The organism is Caulobacter sp. FG121, from assembly GCF_057809815.1.
The window spans coordinates 116,631-132,289 of sequence record NZ_JBMDKR010000009.1 but is presented as its reverse complement, the minus strand read 5'-3'; the positions used below and the strand labels follow the sequence as shown (position 1 = coordinate 132,289).

Annotated in this window: 19 protein-coding genes; 8 read left to right on the top strand and 11 right to left on the bottom strand. The window is 68.7% G+C overall.

Going from position 1 to position 15,659, the window contains the following annotated elements:
• Positions 1-144: 144 nt before the first annotated feature.
• From ACODSL_RS18415 to ACODSL_RS18405, 3 genes are all read right to left on the bottom strand, one after another.
• Positions 145-1,191, bottom strand: a complete 1,047-nt coding sequence (locus tag ACODSL_RS18415; protein ID WP_488902189.1) for an alpha/beta hydrolase — start codon at positions 1,189-1,191, stop codon at positions 145-147.
• A 13-nt stretch (positions 1,192-1,204) separates the two neighbouring features.
• Positions 1,205-1,828, bottom strand: a complete 624-nt coding sequence (locus ACODSL_RS18410; protein ID WP_488902188.1) for a TetR/AcrR family transcriptional regulator — start codon at positions 1,826-1,828, stop codon at positions 1,205-1,207.
• Positions 1,829-1,908: 80 nt separating this feature from the next.
• The gene (locus tag ACODSL_RS18405) at positions 1,909-2,562 is read right to left on the bottom strand and encodes a 2-hydroxychromene-2-carboxylate isomerase (protein ID WP_488902187.1); all 654 of its coding nucleotides are present in this window, start codon (positions 2,560-2,562) and stop codon (positions 1,909-1,911) included.
• 103 nt (positions 2,563-2,665) lie between these two features.
• On the opposite strand from ACODSL_RS18405, the gene ACODSL_RS18400 reads away from it, so the two are divergent.
• The gene (locus ACODSL_RS18400) at positions 2,666-3,328 is read left to right on the top strand and encodes a TetR/AcrR family transcriptional regulator (protein WP_488902186.1); all 663 of its coding nucleotides are present in this window, start codon (positions 2,666-2,668) and stop codon (positions 3,326-3,328) included.
• A 16-nt stretch (positions 3,329-3,344) separates the two neighbouring features.
• Here the strand turns inward: ACODSL_RS18400 and ACODSL_RS18395 are convergent, their stop codons facing one another.
• Positions 3,345-4,712 carry a flavin-containing monooxygenase gene (locus ACODSL_RS18395; protein WP_488902185.1) on the bottom strand — a complete coding sequence of 456 codons (1,368 nt, stop codon included), beginning with the start codon at positions 4,710-4,712 and terminating at the stop codon, positions 3,345-3,347.
• Positions 4,713-4,786: 74 nt separating this feature from the next.
• Positions 4,787-5,113, bottom strand: a complete 327-nt coding sequence (locus ACODSL_RS18390; RefSeq protein WP_488902184.1) for a hypothetical protein — start codon at positions 5,111-5,113, stop codon at positions 4,787-4,789.
• 138 nt (positions 5,114-5,251) lie between these two features.
• On the opposite strand from ACODSL_RS18390, the gene ACODSL_RS18385 reads away from it, so the two are divergent.
• Positions 5,252-6,799, top strand: coding sequence for a PAS domain-containing sensor histidine kinase (locus ACODSL_RS18385; protein ID WP_488902183.1), 1,548 nt, complete (start codon positions 5,252-5,254; stop codon positions 6,797-6,799).
• On the opposite strand, the gene ACODSL_RS18380 is transcribed toward ACODSL_RS18385, so the two are convergent.
• From ACODSL_RS18380 to ACODSL_RS18370, 3 genes are all read right to left on the bottom strand, one after another.
• Complete coding sequence (locus tag ACODSL_RS18380) at positions 6,789-7,268, bottom strand: NUDIX hydrolase (RefSeq protein ID WP_488902182.1); 480 nt, start codon at positions 7,266-7,268, stop codon at positions 6,789-6,791. The two genes, ACODSL_RS18385 and ACODSL_RS18380, sit on opposite strands and share 11 nt — an antisense overlap.
• 7 nt (positions 7,269-7,275) lie before the next feature.
• The gene (locus tag ACODSL_RS18375; RefSeq protein WP_488902181.1) at positions 7,276-8,181 is read right to left on the bottom strand and encodes an SDR family oxidoreductase; all 906 of its coding nucleotides are present in this window, start codon (positions 8,179-8,181) and stop codon (positions 7,276-7,278) included.
• A 70-nt stretch (positions 8,182-8,251) separates the two neighbouring features.
• A complete protein-coding gene (locus tag ACODSL_RS18370) occupies positions 8,252-8,830 on the bottom strand; it encodes an inner membrane-spanning protein YciB (RefSeq protein WP_488902180.1) in 579 nt (192 codons plus the stop codon).
• 166 nt (positions 8,831-8,996) lie between these two features.
• Here ACODSL_RS18370 and greA point away from each other — a divergent pair, with 166 nt between their 5' ends.
• The 4 genes from greA to ACODSL_RS18350 are packed head-to-tail and all read left to right on the top strand — an operon-like array spanning position 8,997 to position 11,630.
• The gene (greA, locus tag ACODSL_RS18365) at positions 8,997-9,476 is read left to right on the top strand and encodes a transcription elongation factor GreA (protein ID WP_488902179.1); all 480 of its coding nucleotides are present in this window, start codon (positions 8,997-8,999) and stop codon (positions 9,474-9,476) included.
• Between the two features lie 21 nt (positions 9,477-9,497).
• Positions 9,498-10,418: a class I SAM-dependent methyltransferase gene (locus tag ACODSL_RS18360; protein ID WP_488902178.1), complete on the top strand. Its 921-nt coding sequence runs from the start codon at positions 9,498-9,500 to the stop codon at positions 10,416-10,418.
• Positions 10,415-11,149, top strand: a complete 735-nt coding sequence (locus ACODSL_RS18355) for a pseudouridine synthase (RefSeq protein WP_488902177.1) — start codon at positions 10,415-10,417, stop codon at positions 11,147-11,149. Before ACODSL_RS18360 ends, ACODSL_RS18355 begins: the two co-directional genes overlap by 4 nt.
• Positions 11,150-11,183: 34 nt before the next feature.
• Positions 11,184-11,630, top strand: coding sequence for a hypothetical protein (locus ACODSL_RS18350; RefSeq protein ID WP_488902176.1), 447 nt, complete (start codon positions 11,184-11,186; stop codon positions 11,628-11,630).
• Positions 11,631-11,835: 205 nt separating this feature from the next.
• Here the strand turns inward: ACODSL_RS18350 and ACODSL_RS18345 are convergent, their stop codons facing one another.
• The 3 genes from ACODSL_RS18345 to ACODSL_RS18335 form a co-directional block, all read right to left on the bottom strand.
• Positions 11,836-12,528 carry a helix-turn-helix transcriptional regulator gene (locus ACODSL_RS18345; RefSeq protein ID WP_488902175.1) on the bottom strand — a complete coding sequence of 231 codons (693 nt, stop codon included), beginning with the start codon at positions 12,526-12,528 and terminating at the stop codon, positions 11,836-11,838.
• A gap of 180 nt (positions 12,529-12,708) precedes the next feature.
• Positions 12,709-13,233, bottom strand: coding sequence for a methylated-DNA--[protein]-cysteine S-methyltransferase (locus ACODSL_RS18340; protein WP_488902174.1), 525 nt, complete (start codon positions 13,231-13,233; stop codon positions 12,709-12,711).
• Positions 13,214-14,701 carry an AlkA N-terminal domain-containing protein gene (locus ACODSL_RS18335; RefSeq protein ID WP_488902173.1) on the bottom strand — a complete coding sequence of 496 codons (1,488 nt, stop codon included), beginning with the start codon at positions 14,699-14,701 and terminating at the stop codon, positions 13,214-13,216. The genes ACODSL_RS18340 and ACODSL_RS18335 overlap by 20 nt, the downstream gene beginning before the upstream one ends.
• A 161-nt stretch (positions 14,702-14,862) precedes the next feature.
• Here ACODSL_RS18335 and ACODSL_RS18330 point away from each other — a divergent pair, with 161 nt between their 5' ends.
• Both ACODSL_RS18330 and ACODSL_RS18325 read left to right on the top strand, forming a co-directional pair.
• Positions 14,863-15,063, top strand: coding sequence for a hypothetical protein (locus tag ACODSL_RS18330; RefSeq protein WP_488902172.1), 201 nt, complete (start codon positions 14,863-14,865; stop codon positions 15,061-15,063).
• Positions 15,060-15,617, top strand: coding sequence for a hypothetical protein (locus ACODSL_RS18325; RefSeq protein WP_488902171.1), 558 nt, complete (start codon positions 15,060-15,062; stop codon positions 15,615-15,617). The genes ACODSL_RS18330 and ACODSL_RS18325 overlap by 4 nt, the downstream gene beginning before the upstream one ends.
• Positions 15,618-15,659: the final 42 nt, after the last annotated feature.

Here is a 15,659-nt window from a genome sequence, read left to right as displayed (position 1 = left end):
CCCCCCCCCCCCCCCCCCCCCCCCCCCCCCCCCCCCCCCCCCCCCCCCCCCCCCGAGAACAGAACCATCGGAGGGACGTCCCTGTTCCCCACCCGTCCGGCCTTCGGCCGGCCACCCTCCCCATGAAGGGGAGGGAGCGGCCGCCTACTTCAGCATCCCGTCCGCCGCCTGGCGGACGAAGCCCGCGATCTCGCGGCAGGCGGTGTCGGCGGCGGGTATGGCGCCGGTGAAGGCGGTGAAGCCGTGCGCCAGGCTGTCGTAGCAGCGGTAGATCACCGGCACGCCGGCGTCCTTCAGCCGCTTGGCGTAGCATTCGCCCTGGTCGACCAGCGGATCGAACCCGGCGGTGACCACGATGGCGGGCGCGAGGCCCGAAAGGTCCTCGGTCTTGATCGGCGACAGGCGGGGGTCGGACGGATCGGCGTCCGGGCTCATGTAGTGGCCCATGAACCAGGTCATGGTGTCACGCGACAGCGGATAGGCGTCGGCGTAGGTCGTCATCGACTGGGTTTCACTGGCCACGTCGACGGCGGGATAGGTCAGAAGCTGCAGGGCGGGCTGGGCCTCGCCGGCGCGCTTCAGGTCCTGGGCGATGATGGCCGCGAAGTTGCCGCCCATGGAGTCGCCGCCGATCGCGGCGACGCCCGGCGCGGCGCCGAACCGCACGGCGTTGTCGCGCCCCCAGCGGAACGCCGCCAGCACGTCATCCAGCCCGGCCGGAAAGCGGTGTTCGGGCGCGAGCCGGTACTCGACCGAGAGCACCGCCGTCCGGGCGATCCGGGCGATCATGCCGCAAAAGGCGTCGCAGGTTTCCAGATCGCCGATCACGCCGCCGCCGAAATGGGCGAAGACCATCAGCGGGGCGCCGGAATCCTGGTCAGCGGGACGATAGGCGCGCAGACGCACCGGGCCGCCCGGACCGTCGATCGACAGGTTCTCGGTGCGCACGCCCGGCTCGGGCTTGCCGGCCATCATGGCCAGGCCGGCGGCGCTGCCCGCGCGGGCCTCTTCCGGCGACAGGGACGACATCGCCGGCATGCGGCTGGCGCTCGCGGCGAGAAACTGCAGGCGGGGATCAAGCGTGCGACCGCCCTGCCAGACCACGCCGCCGCCGGACATCATGCGCAGCACCGGCGAGGGCAGCGACAACATGACTTTCAGAATCGCCTTCTGGAGGGCGGGGTCGGCCATGCGATCTCCGGGGTCAGGTCGCCAGTCGCGGCAGGGCGGGCAGGCCGCCCAGAATCAGTTTGCTCGCGAAATCCGTGGCGGCGACCGTGTCGATCGGCCGGCGCTCGAGCATCTTGTCGCCGACCTGCCGGGCCACGGCGATGCAGGCCGCCGCGAGATAGTCGGCGTCGACCCGAGGCGCGCCGCCGTGCTCGATGGCTTTGGAGAAGGCGTCGCGCACCTCCTCGAAGACCCGCTCCATCTCGGGCGTCTGGATCCGCATATGGGGCTGCTTCTCGCCGGCCGGACGCATGACCTGCCAGGTCTCATGCTCGTCGGCGATGAAATCGAAATAGGCCTGGATGGCCGCGCGCAGATAGCCGTCGAAACTGTTCGAAGCGTCCCAGCAGGCGCGAAGGATCGGCCGGAAACGGGCCGCGCCGTCGTCGGCGAGCGCCTCGAAGACCTCCTCGCGGGAGCGGAAGTAGTTGTAGAAGGTGCCGGACGCGAGGCCGGTCCGGCGGATGATGTCGCGCACGGTGGCGACTTCGTAGCCGAGCTCGGCGAACACTTCGCGGGCGGCGTCCAGGATCGCCCTGCGATTGGCGACCTTGGTCTGCTCGCGCTTCCCAGACGTAAGAACGGCGACGTGACTCATCCCCGGAAAGCTAACAGGTCATCCGGCCTGCCGGGAAGCGGCAAGATGACGCCCTGTCATTCTTTGGGGTCTCGCGTCGCTCACGCGCGGGGCAGAAGGCCGTTCTGCTTCATCCGCCAGAGCAACACGTCCAGCCGGTCCTGACCGAAGAAGGGCTCGCCCTCGAAGACCATGGTCGGCACGCCCCAGTGGCCGGCGCTTTCCAGCGCCGCCTGGTTGGCCGCGATCGCCGCGTCCAGCCGGTCAGCGTCGTCGCGGGCCGCGCGTTCGAGGGCCTCAGGGTCCAGGCCGGCGCGGACAGCTGCCTGGGCCAGGTGGTCGCCTTCGTGCCAGTTGTCGACGCCGCCGCCCCAGATCACCCGGCCGGCCTCGGCGATGTATTCGAGACCCCTGCCGGCTTCGGCTGCCGCCTGTCCCATGCGCGTGATGCGGTAGATGTAGGGCTGCTCCTTCGGCACCTCGCCGCTGGCGATGTCCATGACGATCGGATCGGGCCGCGGCCAGCGGATGGGCGTGCCCTGCATCTGGCCCAGGCGATAGACATCCCGCGCCAGATAGGGCGGCCAGAGCGGATTCACGCGTTTGAAAAAGCCGTCGATGCGCACGGCGATCGGCAGGACGGGCCTGACGTTGACGGTCAGGTCGTAGTCGGCCTGCAATTTGACCAGCCCGGGCGTGGCCAGCCACGAATAGGGGCTGCGGAACGACCAGAAAACATCGACAGACAGGCTCATGGTTCTATTTCCATACTCGGGCGCCGCATTGTTCCATACCCGGGAACCGTTTTGTTACTCATGAGTATACAGAACGTTGGGGGGCCAAGCTATGGATGAATCGATGACCAGTCGCCCTCTTCACGCCGCCGCCACCGCCCGCAGAACGACCGCCGCCGCCCGAAGCGAGCGGGCCAGGGCGAGGCCGGGCGAGATCCTCGACGCGGCGCGTGACCTGTTCTCCCGCAAGGGATTCGAGGCCGCGCGCATGGACGAGGTGGCCGCCGCCGCGGGAGTCACCAAGCCGGCGGTCTATCGCTATTTTCCCGGCAAGGACCGGCTTATCGAGGCGCTGCTGGAGCAGGACCTGGCCACGCCCTGGCGTCAGCTGGCCGCCTGGATCGAGGCGCATCCCGGGCCGATCGAGGATCTGGTGGACGGCTTCGCCGAACGGGTCGGCGAGCTTCAGAACAGCGGCCTGACGCGCGGCTATCTGATCCTGGCCCTCGATGAATCGGGACGCAGGCCGGAGATCGCGGCGTTCATTCGCGACCAGATCCTGGCGCCCGGCCTGATGGTGCTGGCCAGGGCCTTCTATCTGGCCGTGGAACGAGGCGAGCTCGCAAAAGGTCATGAGCCCCAGGACATGGCGCGGATGTTCTTCGCTCCCTTCCTGCAGACCTCGCTGGGGTCTGTGGGCTACGCCCTGCCCGTAGGCGATCTGGACGAGCAGCGCCGTTACCGCCGGTTCCACACGGCGGCGTTCCTGCGGGCGTTCCGGGCGTAGCCAGCAATGCCGGGCGCTACGCCCCGACGACCTCGGCGCGCGCCTTCACCGGAAGCGCGTTGCCGGCCGCCTTCGCCCGCTTCGCGCCCCTGGTGATTTCCTTCATCAGGTCGTGACAATAGATGCCGAAGTCGACCTGGATCGTGTGTCGCTTGGACGCGTAGTACTGGCCCTTGTGGGTCTCTTCGTCCTTCACGATGACGGCCTTCATCTCCGCCTCCGGCGGGGGCAGGTACTGGCCCGTCAGATAGGCGGCGACCAGTTTGGCCTGCTGTTCGGCAAAGTTCACCAGCGTCGGCAGGGGCTGGGCCAGCGCCATGTAGAACAGGTTCGGGATGCCGGGCTTCATCATCCGTTTGAACAGCGGCAACTGGTGATCGGCGTCCGGGACCAGCTCGGCGGCGTCGAAGAACGGGAAGCGCATGTCGTAGCCGGTGGCGAAGATGATGGCGTCCACGTCCTCCACCGAGTCGTCGGCGAAGCGGACCTTCCTGCCTTCCAGCGCCTTGATCGCCGGCTTGAACTTGACGTCTCCGCAGCCGGCCCGGGTCAGGAACTCGCCGCTGACCGAGGGATGGGCTTCGAGCGGCTCGTGGTCCGGCTTGGGCAGGCCGTAGTCTTCCATGTTGCCGAGGGTCTTGCGGATGGTCTTGCGCGCCATGCTCAGGCCCAGCTTGCGCGGCATCCAGTGCGGCATCGAGGATTTGTCCGCCGGCTTGCCGTTCATGTATTTCGGCAGCACCCAGACCCCGCGCCGGGCCGAGACCCAGAGGTTCTTGGCGATCGGGCGCTGTGACAGCTCGCTGGCGATATCCATCGCCGAGTTGCCCATGCCGACGACGACGATGTTCTTGCCGCGCATGTCGACCGGGTCGAACGGGTCGCGGTAGGCATGGCTGTGGAAGGCCGGCCCGTCGAACTCGCCGTCGTAGTCCGGGATGCGCGGACTCCAGTGATGGCCGTTGCAGACGAACAGGACGTCATAGACGCGGGTCTCACCCGTCGAGAGGTTCACCTCCCACAGGCCGGCGGCGTTGCGCCGTGCCTTCTCGACCGCCGTGTTGAACGTGATCGTCTCGCGCAGGCCGAAGTGGGCGACGTAGTCCTTGAAGTACTGGAACAGCTGGGCGTGCGAGGGAAAGTCGGGCCAGTCAGACGGGACCGCGAAATCCTCGAAGGCGAGACGCCACTTGGAGGTGTCGATATGCAGGCTTTCGTAGCAGGCCGACATGCCGTTGGGGTTCTTGTAGTACCAGTTGCCGCCGATCTCGTCGGAGACCTCGAAACAGTCGTAGGGGACGCCGACGTCCTTCAGCTTCTTGGCGGTTGTGAAGCCCGAGCATCCGGCCCCGATGATGCAGGCCCTGGGCAGACGTTCGGCCATGACGGCGCTCCCTGACTTATCGTTGTTCAGGCGAGCCTATCGGGAGTGACGTGCGCGTCAACCGTGACGCCGGGTCAGCCCCCGCAACCGGAGACGCAACGGCTCCAGTACTGGGGGCAGCGGTCGTCCTCACCCGCGAGACAGAAGTAGTATTCCCGCGAACAGCTGAGGCGGCATTGCGCGCCGCCGGACGCGGCGCCCGCGCTGATCGAGGTCGGTTGGACCGGCAACGGTAGGAGGAGCGGCGGCTCCTCAGGCTCCGGCGGCGGCGAGGTTGGCTGCGACCCCTTGAGCGCGGCTGCGTCGGTCTGGGACGGGCCGCCGGCGATCCGCCCCTGTTGCGCGGCGGCGGGCGCCGACAGTGCAAGGCTCAGGATCAGACAGGCGGCGATACGGCGCATGGTCACGATCTGCCGCCGGTTTCGTTAAGGTTCGATTAACCATACCGCCTGCGAAGCCCGAACAGGACCTTCCGGGAACCAAGTCGCGTCCCGGGGTTTGTAGACCTACGAACCGCTGTCAGGGGCAGGCGCGACGGAATGGACTTGCCGGTACCTGCGGCCAGCAGAACATCGCCGGATTTCCTTCGGGGCGGTGGCGAGCTGGGCGCAATCATTCGTGGCCACGACTGGGCCGCCTCGCCGCTCGGCGAGCCAGAGCGCTGGCCCCCGGCGCTGAAGACAGCCTTGCGACTCCTGCTGTCCACCGGCCATCCGATGTTCCTGTGGTGGGGACCGGACCTGATCCAGTTCTACAACGACGCCTACCGAAACTCGATCGGACCGGAGCGCCATCCCGGCGCCGTGGGACAGCGAGGGCGCGACTGCTGGGAAGAAATCTGGCCCATCATCGGCCCGCAGATTGATCAGGTGATGAGCGGCGGCGAGCCGACCTGGCACGAAAACGCCCTCGTCCCGATCACCCGTCATGGCCGGCTGGAAGAGGTCTACTGGACCTACAGCTACGGCCCTGTGCACGACGAAACCGCGCCCAACGGCGTCGGCGGCGTGCTGGTGGTCTGCACCGAGACCACCGAGACGGTGCGGGCCGAGCAGAAGCGGGCCGATCTGGTCACGCGCTGGCGGCGGCTGTTCGACCAGGCGCCCGGCTTCATGTCGATTCTCGGCGGGCCTGACCACATTTTCGAATTTGGCAACGAGGCCCATGCCCTGCTCTTCGGAAGCCGGAACTGGGGCGACCGGCCGATCCGCGAAGCGCTCCCCGAGGCCGTTGAACAGGGATTTCTCGATACCCTGAACCGGGTCTACGCCACGGGCGAGCGCGCCGTCTTCGAGGGCGCGCCCTTCCGCTTCAGGGCGACGCCCGGAGGACCGGCGTCGGTGCTGTTTCTCGACTATGTCTGCGCCCCGATCACCGACGACGACGGCGCGGTCATCGGCATTTTCTGGCAGGGCGTCGACACGACGGCGCGAAAGGAAGCCGAGGCCCACCTAAGGCTCCTGATCAACGAGCTGAATCATCGGGTCAAGAATTCGCTGGCCACGGTTCAGGCGATCGCCGCCCAGACCCTTCATGGCGAGGACGTGCCCGAGCACATCCGCACCGCCCTGACCGATCGTTTGGTCGCGCTCGCCCGGGCCCATGATGTCCTCACAGAGGAGAAGTGGTCCGGAGCGGACCTGCGAGACATCGCCGCCCAGTCCGGCGAACCGCATCTTTCGGCCGATCATCCGGGGCGGTTCGCCATCGACGGTCCGTCCCTGAGCCTGCCGCCGCGCAGCGCGATCGCCGTGGCGCTGGCGCTGCACGAGCTGGCGACCAACGCGGCCAAGTATGGAGCGCTCTCGGTTCCAGGCGGGATGGTGCGGATTTCATGGACGACAGAGCCGGACAAGGACCAGTCGATCCGGCTGAACATGGTCTGGCGCGAGATCGGCGGCCCCTCCGTTTCGCCGCCCGGCAAGGCGGGGTTCGGCACAAGGTTGATCGAACGCGGCCTGGCGACCGAGCTGCGCGGGAAGGTGCGCATCGACTACCGGCCGGATGGCGTGGTCTGCACCATCGACGCGCTCGTCACGCCGGAAAACGCCAACGACTGGCAGGACAGGATCGAGATCACCCCCTGAGGACCAGCGGCGCGTCGGGCAGGTCTCCGGCCAGGATCGCCGGCAGATGACGCGGCAGGTCCGCCGGGAAAATCACCTCGTCGCTGGCGGCGATCTCCGCAGGATCCCACCAGCGCAGCGCCGTGACCACCTGCCGTTCGAGTTCGGTCCAGTGGTGGTCGACGACCTCCTCGTGCGGGGCATGGGCGAGGAAATAGTGCTCCAGCAGCCGGCGTGGCTCGCCCTCGACGATCAGGTCCAGGGTTCGGACCCAGATCTTTGGCCCGAGAATCATCTCGGTGAGGCCGGTTTCCTCGCGCAATTCACGCCAGGCGGCCTGCTCCAGAGTCTCCCCGTCGTCGACCCCGCCGCCGATGGTGCACCAGCCGCCCCCGCTGTTGGCCGGATCCTCGAAGCGCATGAGCAGCAGACGGCCCGCCGGCGACATCAGCAGGAGGCGGACCGTCAGGCGTTCGCGGGGTTGCGTCATCCGGTCCTCACACCGTGCGCTGGGCGCGGTCCTTGTCGTTCGTCGACTTGATCATGTCCTTGACGGCCTGCCACTGCTCGTCGCCCCAGTCGCTGAGGCGGGAGAAGTTGCCGCCGCTCGCGTTGTACTGCCCGCCATCGATGGCGATGGTCTGGCCGTTCACATACTCCGAACCCCGAGACAGCAGATAGACCGCCAGGTTGGCCAGCTCGGCCATCTCCCCCACCCGGCCCATCGGATTGCCGCGCATGTCCTCGTAGGCGTTCTGCTGCTGACCTGGGTTCAGACGCGCGCTCATGCCCTCGGTCGGGAAGGGTCCCGGCGCGATGGCGTTGAAGCGGATGCCCTTGGGACCCCATTCGACCGCCAGAGACTGGGTCATGACGTTCAGCGCGGCCTTGGACATGGCGCTGGGCACCGTGAACGGGCCGCCGTTCCACACCCAGGTGGTCAGGATCGAGATCACAGAGGCCTTCCTGCCCTCGGCGATCCAGCGCTTGCCGCACTCCAAGGTCACGAAGAACGACCCGCGGAAGACGATGTTGGCGATCGCGTCGAAGCCGCGCGGCGACAGATCCTCGGTGCGGCTGATGAAGTTGCCGGCGGCGTTGTTCACAAGCCCCGTCAGCGCCCCGCCATCGGCCCAGACGGTGTCGATCATGTCCTTGATCGCCTCGGGCACGCGGATGTCGCAGGGAATGCCGACGACCTTGCCGCCGTGAGCCGCCATCAACTCCTTCGCCGTCTCCTCCAGCACGTTGCCGCGCCGGCCGCAGATGTAGACCGTCGCGCCCAGCATCAGGCAGGCCTCTGCCATCACCTTGCCCAGCCCCGTGCCGCCGCCGGTGATCAGGATCCGCTCGCCGTCCATCAGGCCGGGGCGATACATCAGGTCGTCGGGTTTGAAGGTCATCGCGGTTCTCCCTGTTTGCGCCAGAAAGGTCCGCCTTACGGTAGGGCGGTCAAGGGGCCTGCGCCGGCCGTCAGGTTCCGTCCGCGAGGGCCAGCGGCTGTCCCTCGCGTCGGCTGCGGATCGTCACGTGGCGAACGGTCACAAACTGGACCGCAAACAGGGCGATCTTGGACACCATCGGAAACACCGCGATAAAGGCCGGCCAGAGGTCCGGGAACCTGACAGCGATCAACAGATTGGCCGCCCCGGTCAGCGCCATCAGGCCTGCCCACGCATAGCCAAACGCGACCATCGCCGCCTCGCCATGACCGATCGCCACGGACGGCATGTAGCGCAGCATCCAGCCGCGCTTCAGCATCATCACGGTCAGGATCAGATAGATCACCGTCGGCTTGGCCATCAGAAAGCGGGTGTCGTGCAGGAACAGACTGGCCGTCCCGAAGGTCAGCACGAGCGCCAGGCTCGCCCACTGCAGAGGCGCAACCGGCTTCCGCAGGGCCATCCAGAGCAAGACATGGCCCACACCCAGTCCGATGGCGGCCAGGGTGGCGATCTCCCTGTCCACATGCAGGGCGACCAGGGCGGCGAACAGCAGGCTGGACAGGAGGTCGTTCGCCAGGGGGCGGGCGGCGTGCACGAGGTTTCGCATGACAGACTCCGGTTGGGTTTGTTGCTCGGAGTCTATGGCCGGCGACCACATCCGGGGGAGTCCGCCCACGAAGCCGGCGCGGCGTTTCGCGAATTCATTCCGCCGCTGGCGCTTCGTGAACGGACAACGGGCCCCCGTGGCCGGGATTATCCGTTACGGTAGGGCCATGAGCGTCGCCTTCACCAGGGAAGAGGACTACGAGTCGGTCGCGGCCAACCTGCCGGACCGGCCGGTTTCGCCACATCCCAACATGGTCACGCCGGACGGGCTCGCCCTGATCGACGCGGCGCTGGCGGAAGCGCGCACGGCGATGGCTGCCGCCAGGTCCGGCGGTGACGTCAGCGCCGACCGCACCGCCATGGCCCGGGCGACCCGCGACCTGCGCTACTGGTCGTCACGGCGCGGCAGCGCCCAGCTGATCGAGGCCGGCGCGCCCGACGGGACCGTCCGCTTCGGCGCGGCGGTGACCATCGAGCGCGAAGACGGCCGTCGCCAGACTTGGCGCATCGTCGGCGAGGACGAAGCCGATCCGGCGAAGGGCAGCGTCTCGTGGATCTCACCGCTCGGGCAGGCGCTGCTGGGCAAGCGGCTCGGTGATGAAGCGGTCGTCGCGGGCCAGTCAGTCGAGATCGTCGCCATCGGCTGAACAGCCCGCTATAGGGACGCCGTGACCGATCAAACAGACCTTCATGGCGTCTATGGCGCCCCGCCCCGCGATGTGGCCGAAGCGCCCGCCGGCGCAACGCAGTTCTCGCCGCTGGTTCCCGGCGCGGGAAAACTCGAGGACCTGGCCGAGGGCGCGCTCGACAGCCTGACCCTGCTCGCCCCGCCGGGCACGGTTGAGCGACGTTACGTCGTGGCGCTGGGACTCAAGGCGCTCGCACCCCACGGGCGGCTGACCATCGCCGCGCCCAAGGACAAGGGCGGCTCCCGCCTGAAGAAGGAGCTGGAAGCCTTCGGCTGCCTCGTCAACGAGGACTCCCGCCGGCACCATCGCATCTGCGTCGTCCGCAAGCCCGACGCGCCCCTGGGCCTCGACGCCGCCATCGCCGAGGGCGCGCCGCGCTTCGTCGAGGCCGTCGACGGCTGGACCCAGCCGGGCGTGTTCAGCTGGGACCGCATCGATCCGGGCAGCGCCCTGCTGGCGAAGACCCTCCCGCCCATGGCCGGGAAGGGCGCCGACTTCGGCTGTGGCGTCGGCGTGCTGGCGAAAGCCGTGCTGGCCGCGCCGAAGGTCGAGAGCCTGCTGCTCATCGATCTCGACCGCCGGGCTGTTGAGGCCGCCCGTCGCAACATCGAGGATCCCCGCGCGACCTTCGCCTGGACCGACGTGCGCAGCGCCGGCATCGAGCCCGGCAGCCTCGACTTCGTTGTCATGAACCCGCCGTTCCACGACGGCGGGACCGAGGACAAGCAGCTCGGCCAGACCTTCATCCGCCAGGCCGCCAACGCCCTGCGGCGCAGCGGGACCCTGTGGCTGGTGGCCAACCGGCACCTGCCCTACGAGAAGGTGCTGGCCGAGGTGTTCAAGGTCGCAACGCCGCGCGTCGACACCGGCGGCTACAAGATCTTCGAGGCCCGTCGGTGAGCAAGACGCCGACCCTGCGGCTCGACCGGCTGCTGGCCAATCTCGGCTACGGCTCGCGACGCGAGATGCAGGCGCTGGCGAAGAACGGACGCGTCATCCTCGACGGCGAAGCGTTTCGCGACGCGGACAAGCATGTGCCGCTCACTCGCGACCTGCCCGATCGGTTGAAGCTCGACGGCAAGCCGATCGACCCGCCGCCGGGCATCGCCCTGATGCTGCACAAGCCGTTGGGGACGACCTGTTCGCACAAGGAGGCCGGGCCGCTGGTCTATGACCTGCTGCCGACCCGCTGGCGCATGCGCGAGCCGGCCATCTCGACCATAGGTCGGCTCGACAAGGAGACGTCGGGCCTGCTGCTGCTGACCGATGACGGCGCCCTTCTGCACCGGGTCATTTCTCCGAAAAGCCACATCGCAAAACGCTATCGGGTGACGCTCGACCGGCCCTTGCGCGGTGACGAGGAAGCGACCTTCGCCGAGGGCGGGCTGATGCTCGATGGCGAGACCAAGCCCCTGCTGCCGGCGATCATGGAGACCCTGTCGCCGACAGAGGCGCTCCTGACCCTCAACGAGGGGCGCTATCATCAGGTCCGCCGGATGTTCGCGGCGATGGGCAATCATGTCACGGCCCTGCACCGCGAGAGCGTCGGCGGGCTGACCCTGCCGGGCGATCTGGACGCCGGGACCTTCCGCCTGATGACCGACGCCGACATCGCCGCCGTCTTCGCCTGAGGGAACTTTCGCGTCGGCCAGAGATTAACATCTCATGGCGCAACACCTTCAGACCTGGATCGGATCGGCCGTCTTCGCAGCCGGCCTGTCGCTGTGCGCCGCCGCCGGTCCCGCGACGGCCGCTCCCGCACAACCCTGCCGCGGCCCCGCCCCGGTGGCGGGCGCCGAGATCCGCGGCCCGGTCCTGCATGTCATCGACGGCGAGACCATCTGCGTGGCGCTCGGCTATGCGCCCGACCAGTGGATCCGCCTGAGGCTGGCCGACGCGCCGGTTCCCCCGGCCATTCGTCGCGTATCGAACCGCGAAGAAGCCGATCCGAAGAGCGTCATGATGGCCGCGGCCTTCGCCAAGATGGCCGATTGCCGGACAGAGCTCGACAGGGACCGCGAAGTCGTCGCCGTCTGCACGGTCGACGGCGTGCCGCTCGGCCGCGCCCTGCGCGACGGTTCGGTCATCGCGGCGGGGATGAGCTGGCGGTAGACGCCGCTGCCGTCTTCACGAAGCAGATGGTCCCTGATGTCTTGATGAGCATTCTTGCTCCGGCGTGACCTTCGTCAAGGACGGGCCTTGCAGGCCCGCCGCTGCGCGGCCGCGAAGCGGTCCTTGACCAAGGTCGCCGCCCGGAGCGGACAATTCCATCAAGGGCTTCAGGGGCCTTTGTGACCATGCCCCTGGACAGGAGGCTTCACCCTGCCTTCGGACTTCCCAAAGTCTTGCGCCACTTCGCCCGCAGGATCGCCGGCCTTTCCGGATAGCGCTCATCGAGGAAGGCCGCGTCGATGACACGGTCGGTCCGGAAGCTGCGGAAATCCTGCCGCAGTTCGCACCAGCCGATCAGCAGACGCACCGCGTCCATGTAGCCGACGGCAATCGGCCAGATGACCCGCCGGGTCTCACGCTGCTGCTCGTCGCTGTAGTGCAGCTGCAGCTTCAGACCCGCGTGGATCGAGGCCCGTACGCGCGCCATGTCCAGCCCGTCCGGCTGGTGCCAGTTGCTCGGCGTCGACCGCGTGCTGGGATCAAGGATCAACGGCCTCAGGCGTTCCGGCACGGCCGCGCTGATCTTGGCCACCAGGTCCAGCGCCGCCCGCGACAGGGCGGGATCGCCGCGGCTGGCGACCCATTGCGCGCCCAGAACCGCCGCCTCGATCTCATCGGCTGTCAGCATCAGCGGCGGCAGGTCGAAGCCGCCCTCCAGCACATAGCCGACGCCGGCCTCGCCGCGAATGGGGACCCGCTGGCTCATCAGGTCGGCGATGTCGCGGTAGATCGTCCGCTTCGAGGTCTCGAGTTCATCGGCCATGGCGTCGGCCGTCACCGGCCCGCGCCCACGGCGCAGGATCTGGATGATCTGGAACAGTCGGTCGGCGCGTCTCATGGCGGGGGTTCTAGCGTCGGTCTGCTGACAGCATGATGGCAGCAGACTGGCGGGAGCAAGCGGCCATTGATCCTCCCCATCGGGGGAGGTGGCTCGCCGGAGGCGAGACGGAGGGGGTCCGCTCCGGTCTCGGGCGACCCCCTCAGTCGGCTTCGCCGACAGCTCCCCCGAAGGGGAGCATCAGAGCAGAGCCGCCCCCTCATGCGCCAGCAGCCAGCGCTTGCGCTCGATCCCGCCGCCGAAGCCGGTCAGGGAGCCGTCGGCGCCAATCACACGGTGGCAGGGGATGATGATGCCGATCGGATTAGCCCCGTTGGCCAGGCCCACGGCGCGCACTGCCGCCGGCCGGCCGATGCGGGCGGCCTGCTGGCTGTAGGTGCGGGTCTCGCCGGCCGGGATTTCGGTCAGGGCCTGCCAGACCTGCCGCTGGAAGTCGGTGCCGACGACCCGCGTTGGGATGGCCGCCAGCGCGCGCATCTCGCCGCCGAAATAGCGTTCGAGCGCGGCGCGGATGGCTCCGGGCGTCTCGCCGTCGACCACGGGCACGTCGTTGTAGTGGATCTTCATCAGCCGCCGGGTGCGCGGGCTGTCGTTGTCGAAGTCGAGCACCCGCATCACGTCATCCTCGTCGACGACGATCTGCAGCGTCGCGACCGGCGTTTCCAGCCAGCTGCGGATCAGGCGGTCAGGCCGCGCGCTTGGCATCGGCGATCGCTTTCAGGACCACGGTGTCCGAAGCCCACAGATGCAGGGCCGCATAGGCGCGCCACGGCCGCCATTGTTCAGCCCTGGCGAGCAAGTCGGCCGGCGACGGCCGCACCCCGTCGACCTCCAGCGCCCGCATCAGGCCGATGTCGGCGGCGGGGAAGGCGTCCGGCTCGCGCAGCTGGCGCATGGCGATGTACTGGGCCGTCCACTCGCCGATGCCCGGCAAGGCGCGCAACTTCGCCACGGCGTCCTCGAGGCTGGCCTGCGGGCCAAACAGCGCGGGATCGGCATGTACCGCCGCGGCGATCGAGCTGATCGCCCGCGCCCGGGCGCCGGGCATCAGGCCGAGGCCCGCGATATCCTCTCCGGCCATGCGGGCGGCGCGGGGGAACGTCAGGGTCAGGCCCGGCCTCGCCCAACCCTCGGCCAACGGGTCGCCGTATTCGGATGCCAGTCGCCCGGCCAGTTTCACCGCCGCCGGGACCGAGATCTGCTGGCCGAGGATCGCCCGCACGGCCAGCTCGAAGCCGTCCCAGGCTCCGGGCACGCGCAGGCCGGGTCTTGCGGCGACCATCGCCGCCAGTGCCGGGTCGACGCTCAGATGCTCGCCGATCTGCAGCGGGTCGGCCGAAAGGTCGAACACCCGTCTCACCCGCGCCAGGATCGTCGGCAGGGCGGTCAGTTTCGGAAACCTGATCTCGACGGCCAGCCGGTTGTCGCCCGCATGGCTGACCGACAGGGTCCCGGCGTCCTCGCCGACCGTGATGGTCCGGCTGTAGGTATCGCCGACCACCGTCTCGACGCCGGGAATGGCGCGCAGCCACAGGAAGTCGAGCAGGCCGGCCCAGTCGTAGGGCGGCTTGTAGCGCAGATGCAGCCTGATCGACTCGCCGGCGGATTCACGGGGGCCGCGCCGGCGCAGGGCCAGGGGCGGACGGTTGTACAGCCTCTGGAAGGTCTCGTTGAACCGTCTCACGCTGCCGAATCCGGCGGCCAGCGCCACCTCGCCCATCGGCAGGTCGGTCTCGTGGATCAGCTGCTTGGCCAGCAGGACCCGGCGGGTCTGGGCCACCCCGACCGGCGAGGCCCCGAGGTGTTCCTTGAACAGCCGCCGCAACTGGCGGTCGCCGACACCCAGTCGTCCGGCGAGCGCCTCGACATCCCCGTCGTCCAGCGCCCCACCCTCGATGAGGGTCAGGGCCCGCCGCACCGTTGCCGACGTGCCCAGCCAGGCGCCGAGGTCAGGCGACGTTTCGGGGCGGCACCGCAGGCAGGCGCGGAATCCGGCCTCCTCGGCGGCCGCCGCGCTGCGGTGGAAGGTGCAGTTCTCCCGTTTGGGCGTCCGCGCGGGACAGACCGGCCGGCAGTAGATGCCGGTGCTGGTCACGCCGATGAACAGCCGTCCGTCAAACCGCGCGTCGCGGGTTTCGATGGCGCGGTAACAGGCGTCGGGGGTCAGATCCATGCGCCGATAGTCGCGCGACTACGGAAGCGAGTCTCGCGGTTTTCGGACATCACCCTTCAGCCTGTCGCCCGGGCTGCGACTGCGGCCGTCGTACATGACCAATCCCTAACTTGCGTCCGGCCGCGGCGAGGCCGATCCTTCACGCTCGCCGGAGATCCGAGATGGCCGAAGAACCGCCCGAAACCCCTTTCCCGCCGCCGCCGGCCAATCGCGGCCCGATCGCCATAGCCTTCGTCGGCGCCGGCATCGGCCTGATGGTCGCCGGGCAGCTGGCCCTGCACAGCGCGCCCATGGCCTATGCCGGCCTCGCGATCCTTGCCGTCGGCATCGTGTTCGGCGTGCAGAGCCAGCGGGGCAAATGATGTCGCTTCGTGGACTGCTGATCGTGGCCGGTTTGCTGGCGAGCCCGGCAACAGCGCTGGCGGCGTCCCCGCCCCCGCCCCCGCCCCCGCCATGCGCTGCGCCCGAGTATCGACAGTTCGATTTCTGGGTCGGCCGCTGGGACGTCTATCCGACCGGCCAACAGAAGCTGATCGCGCATTCCCTGATCGAGAGACTCTACGGCGGCTGCGCCATCCGCGAGAACTGGATGCCCCTGCAGAACGGCGGCGACGGCGGCAGCCTGAACAACTACGTGCCCGGCGATCCGGGCTGGCGCCAGACCTGGCTTGACGCCAGCGGCGCGCGGGTCGAGTTCCGGGGCGGCTGGAATGGCCAGGCCATGGTCCTGACCGGTCAGTGGGCCGGCGTGCTGGGCCCGGGCAAGGACGCCCTGGTTCGGATGACCTACACCAAAGGGGCCGATGGATCGGTGCGCCAGTTCGGCGAGGCGTCGACCGACGGCGGCAAGACCTGGTCAACCAACTTCGACCTCACCTATCGACCGTCGAGCGGCGTGACGCCCCTGGGCGGCTGAGCCATACGGGCCGCGACCGCGGTCTTTCTTTTGCCCGCCTGA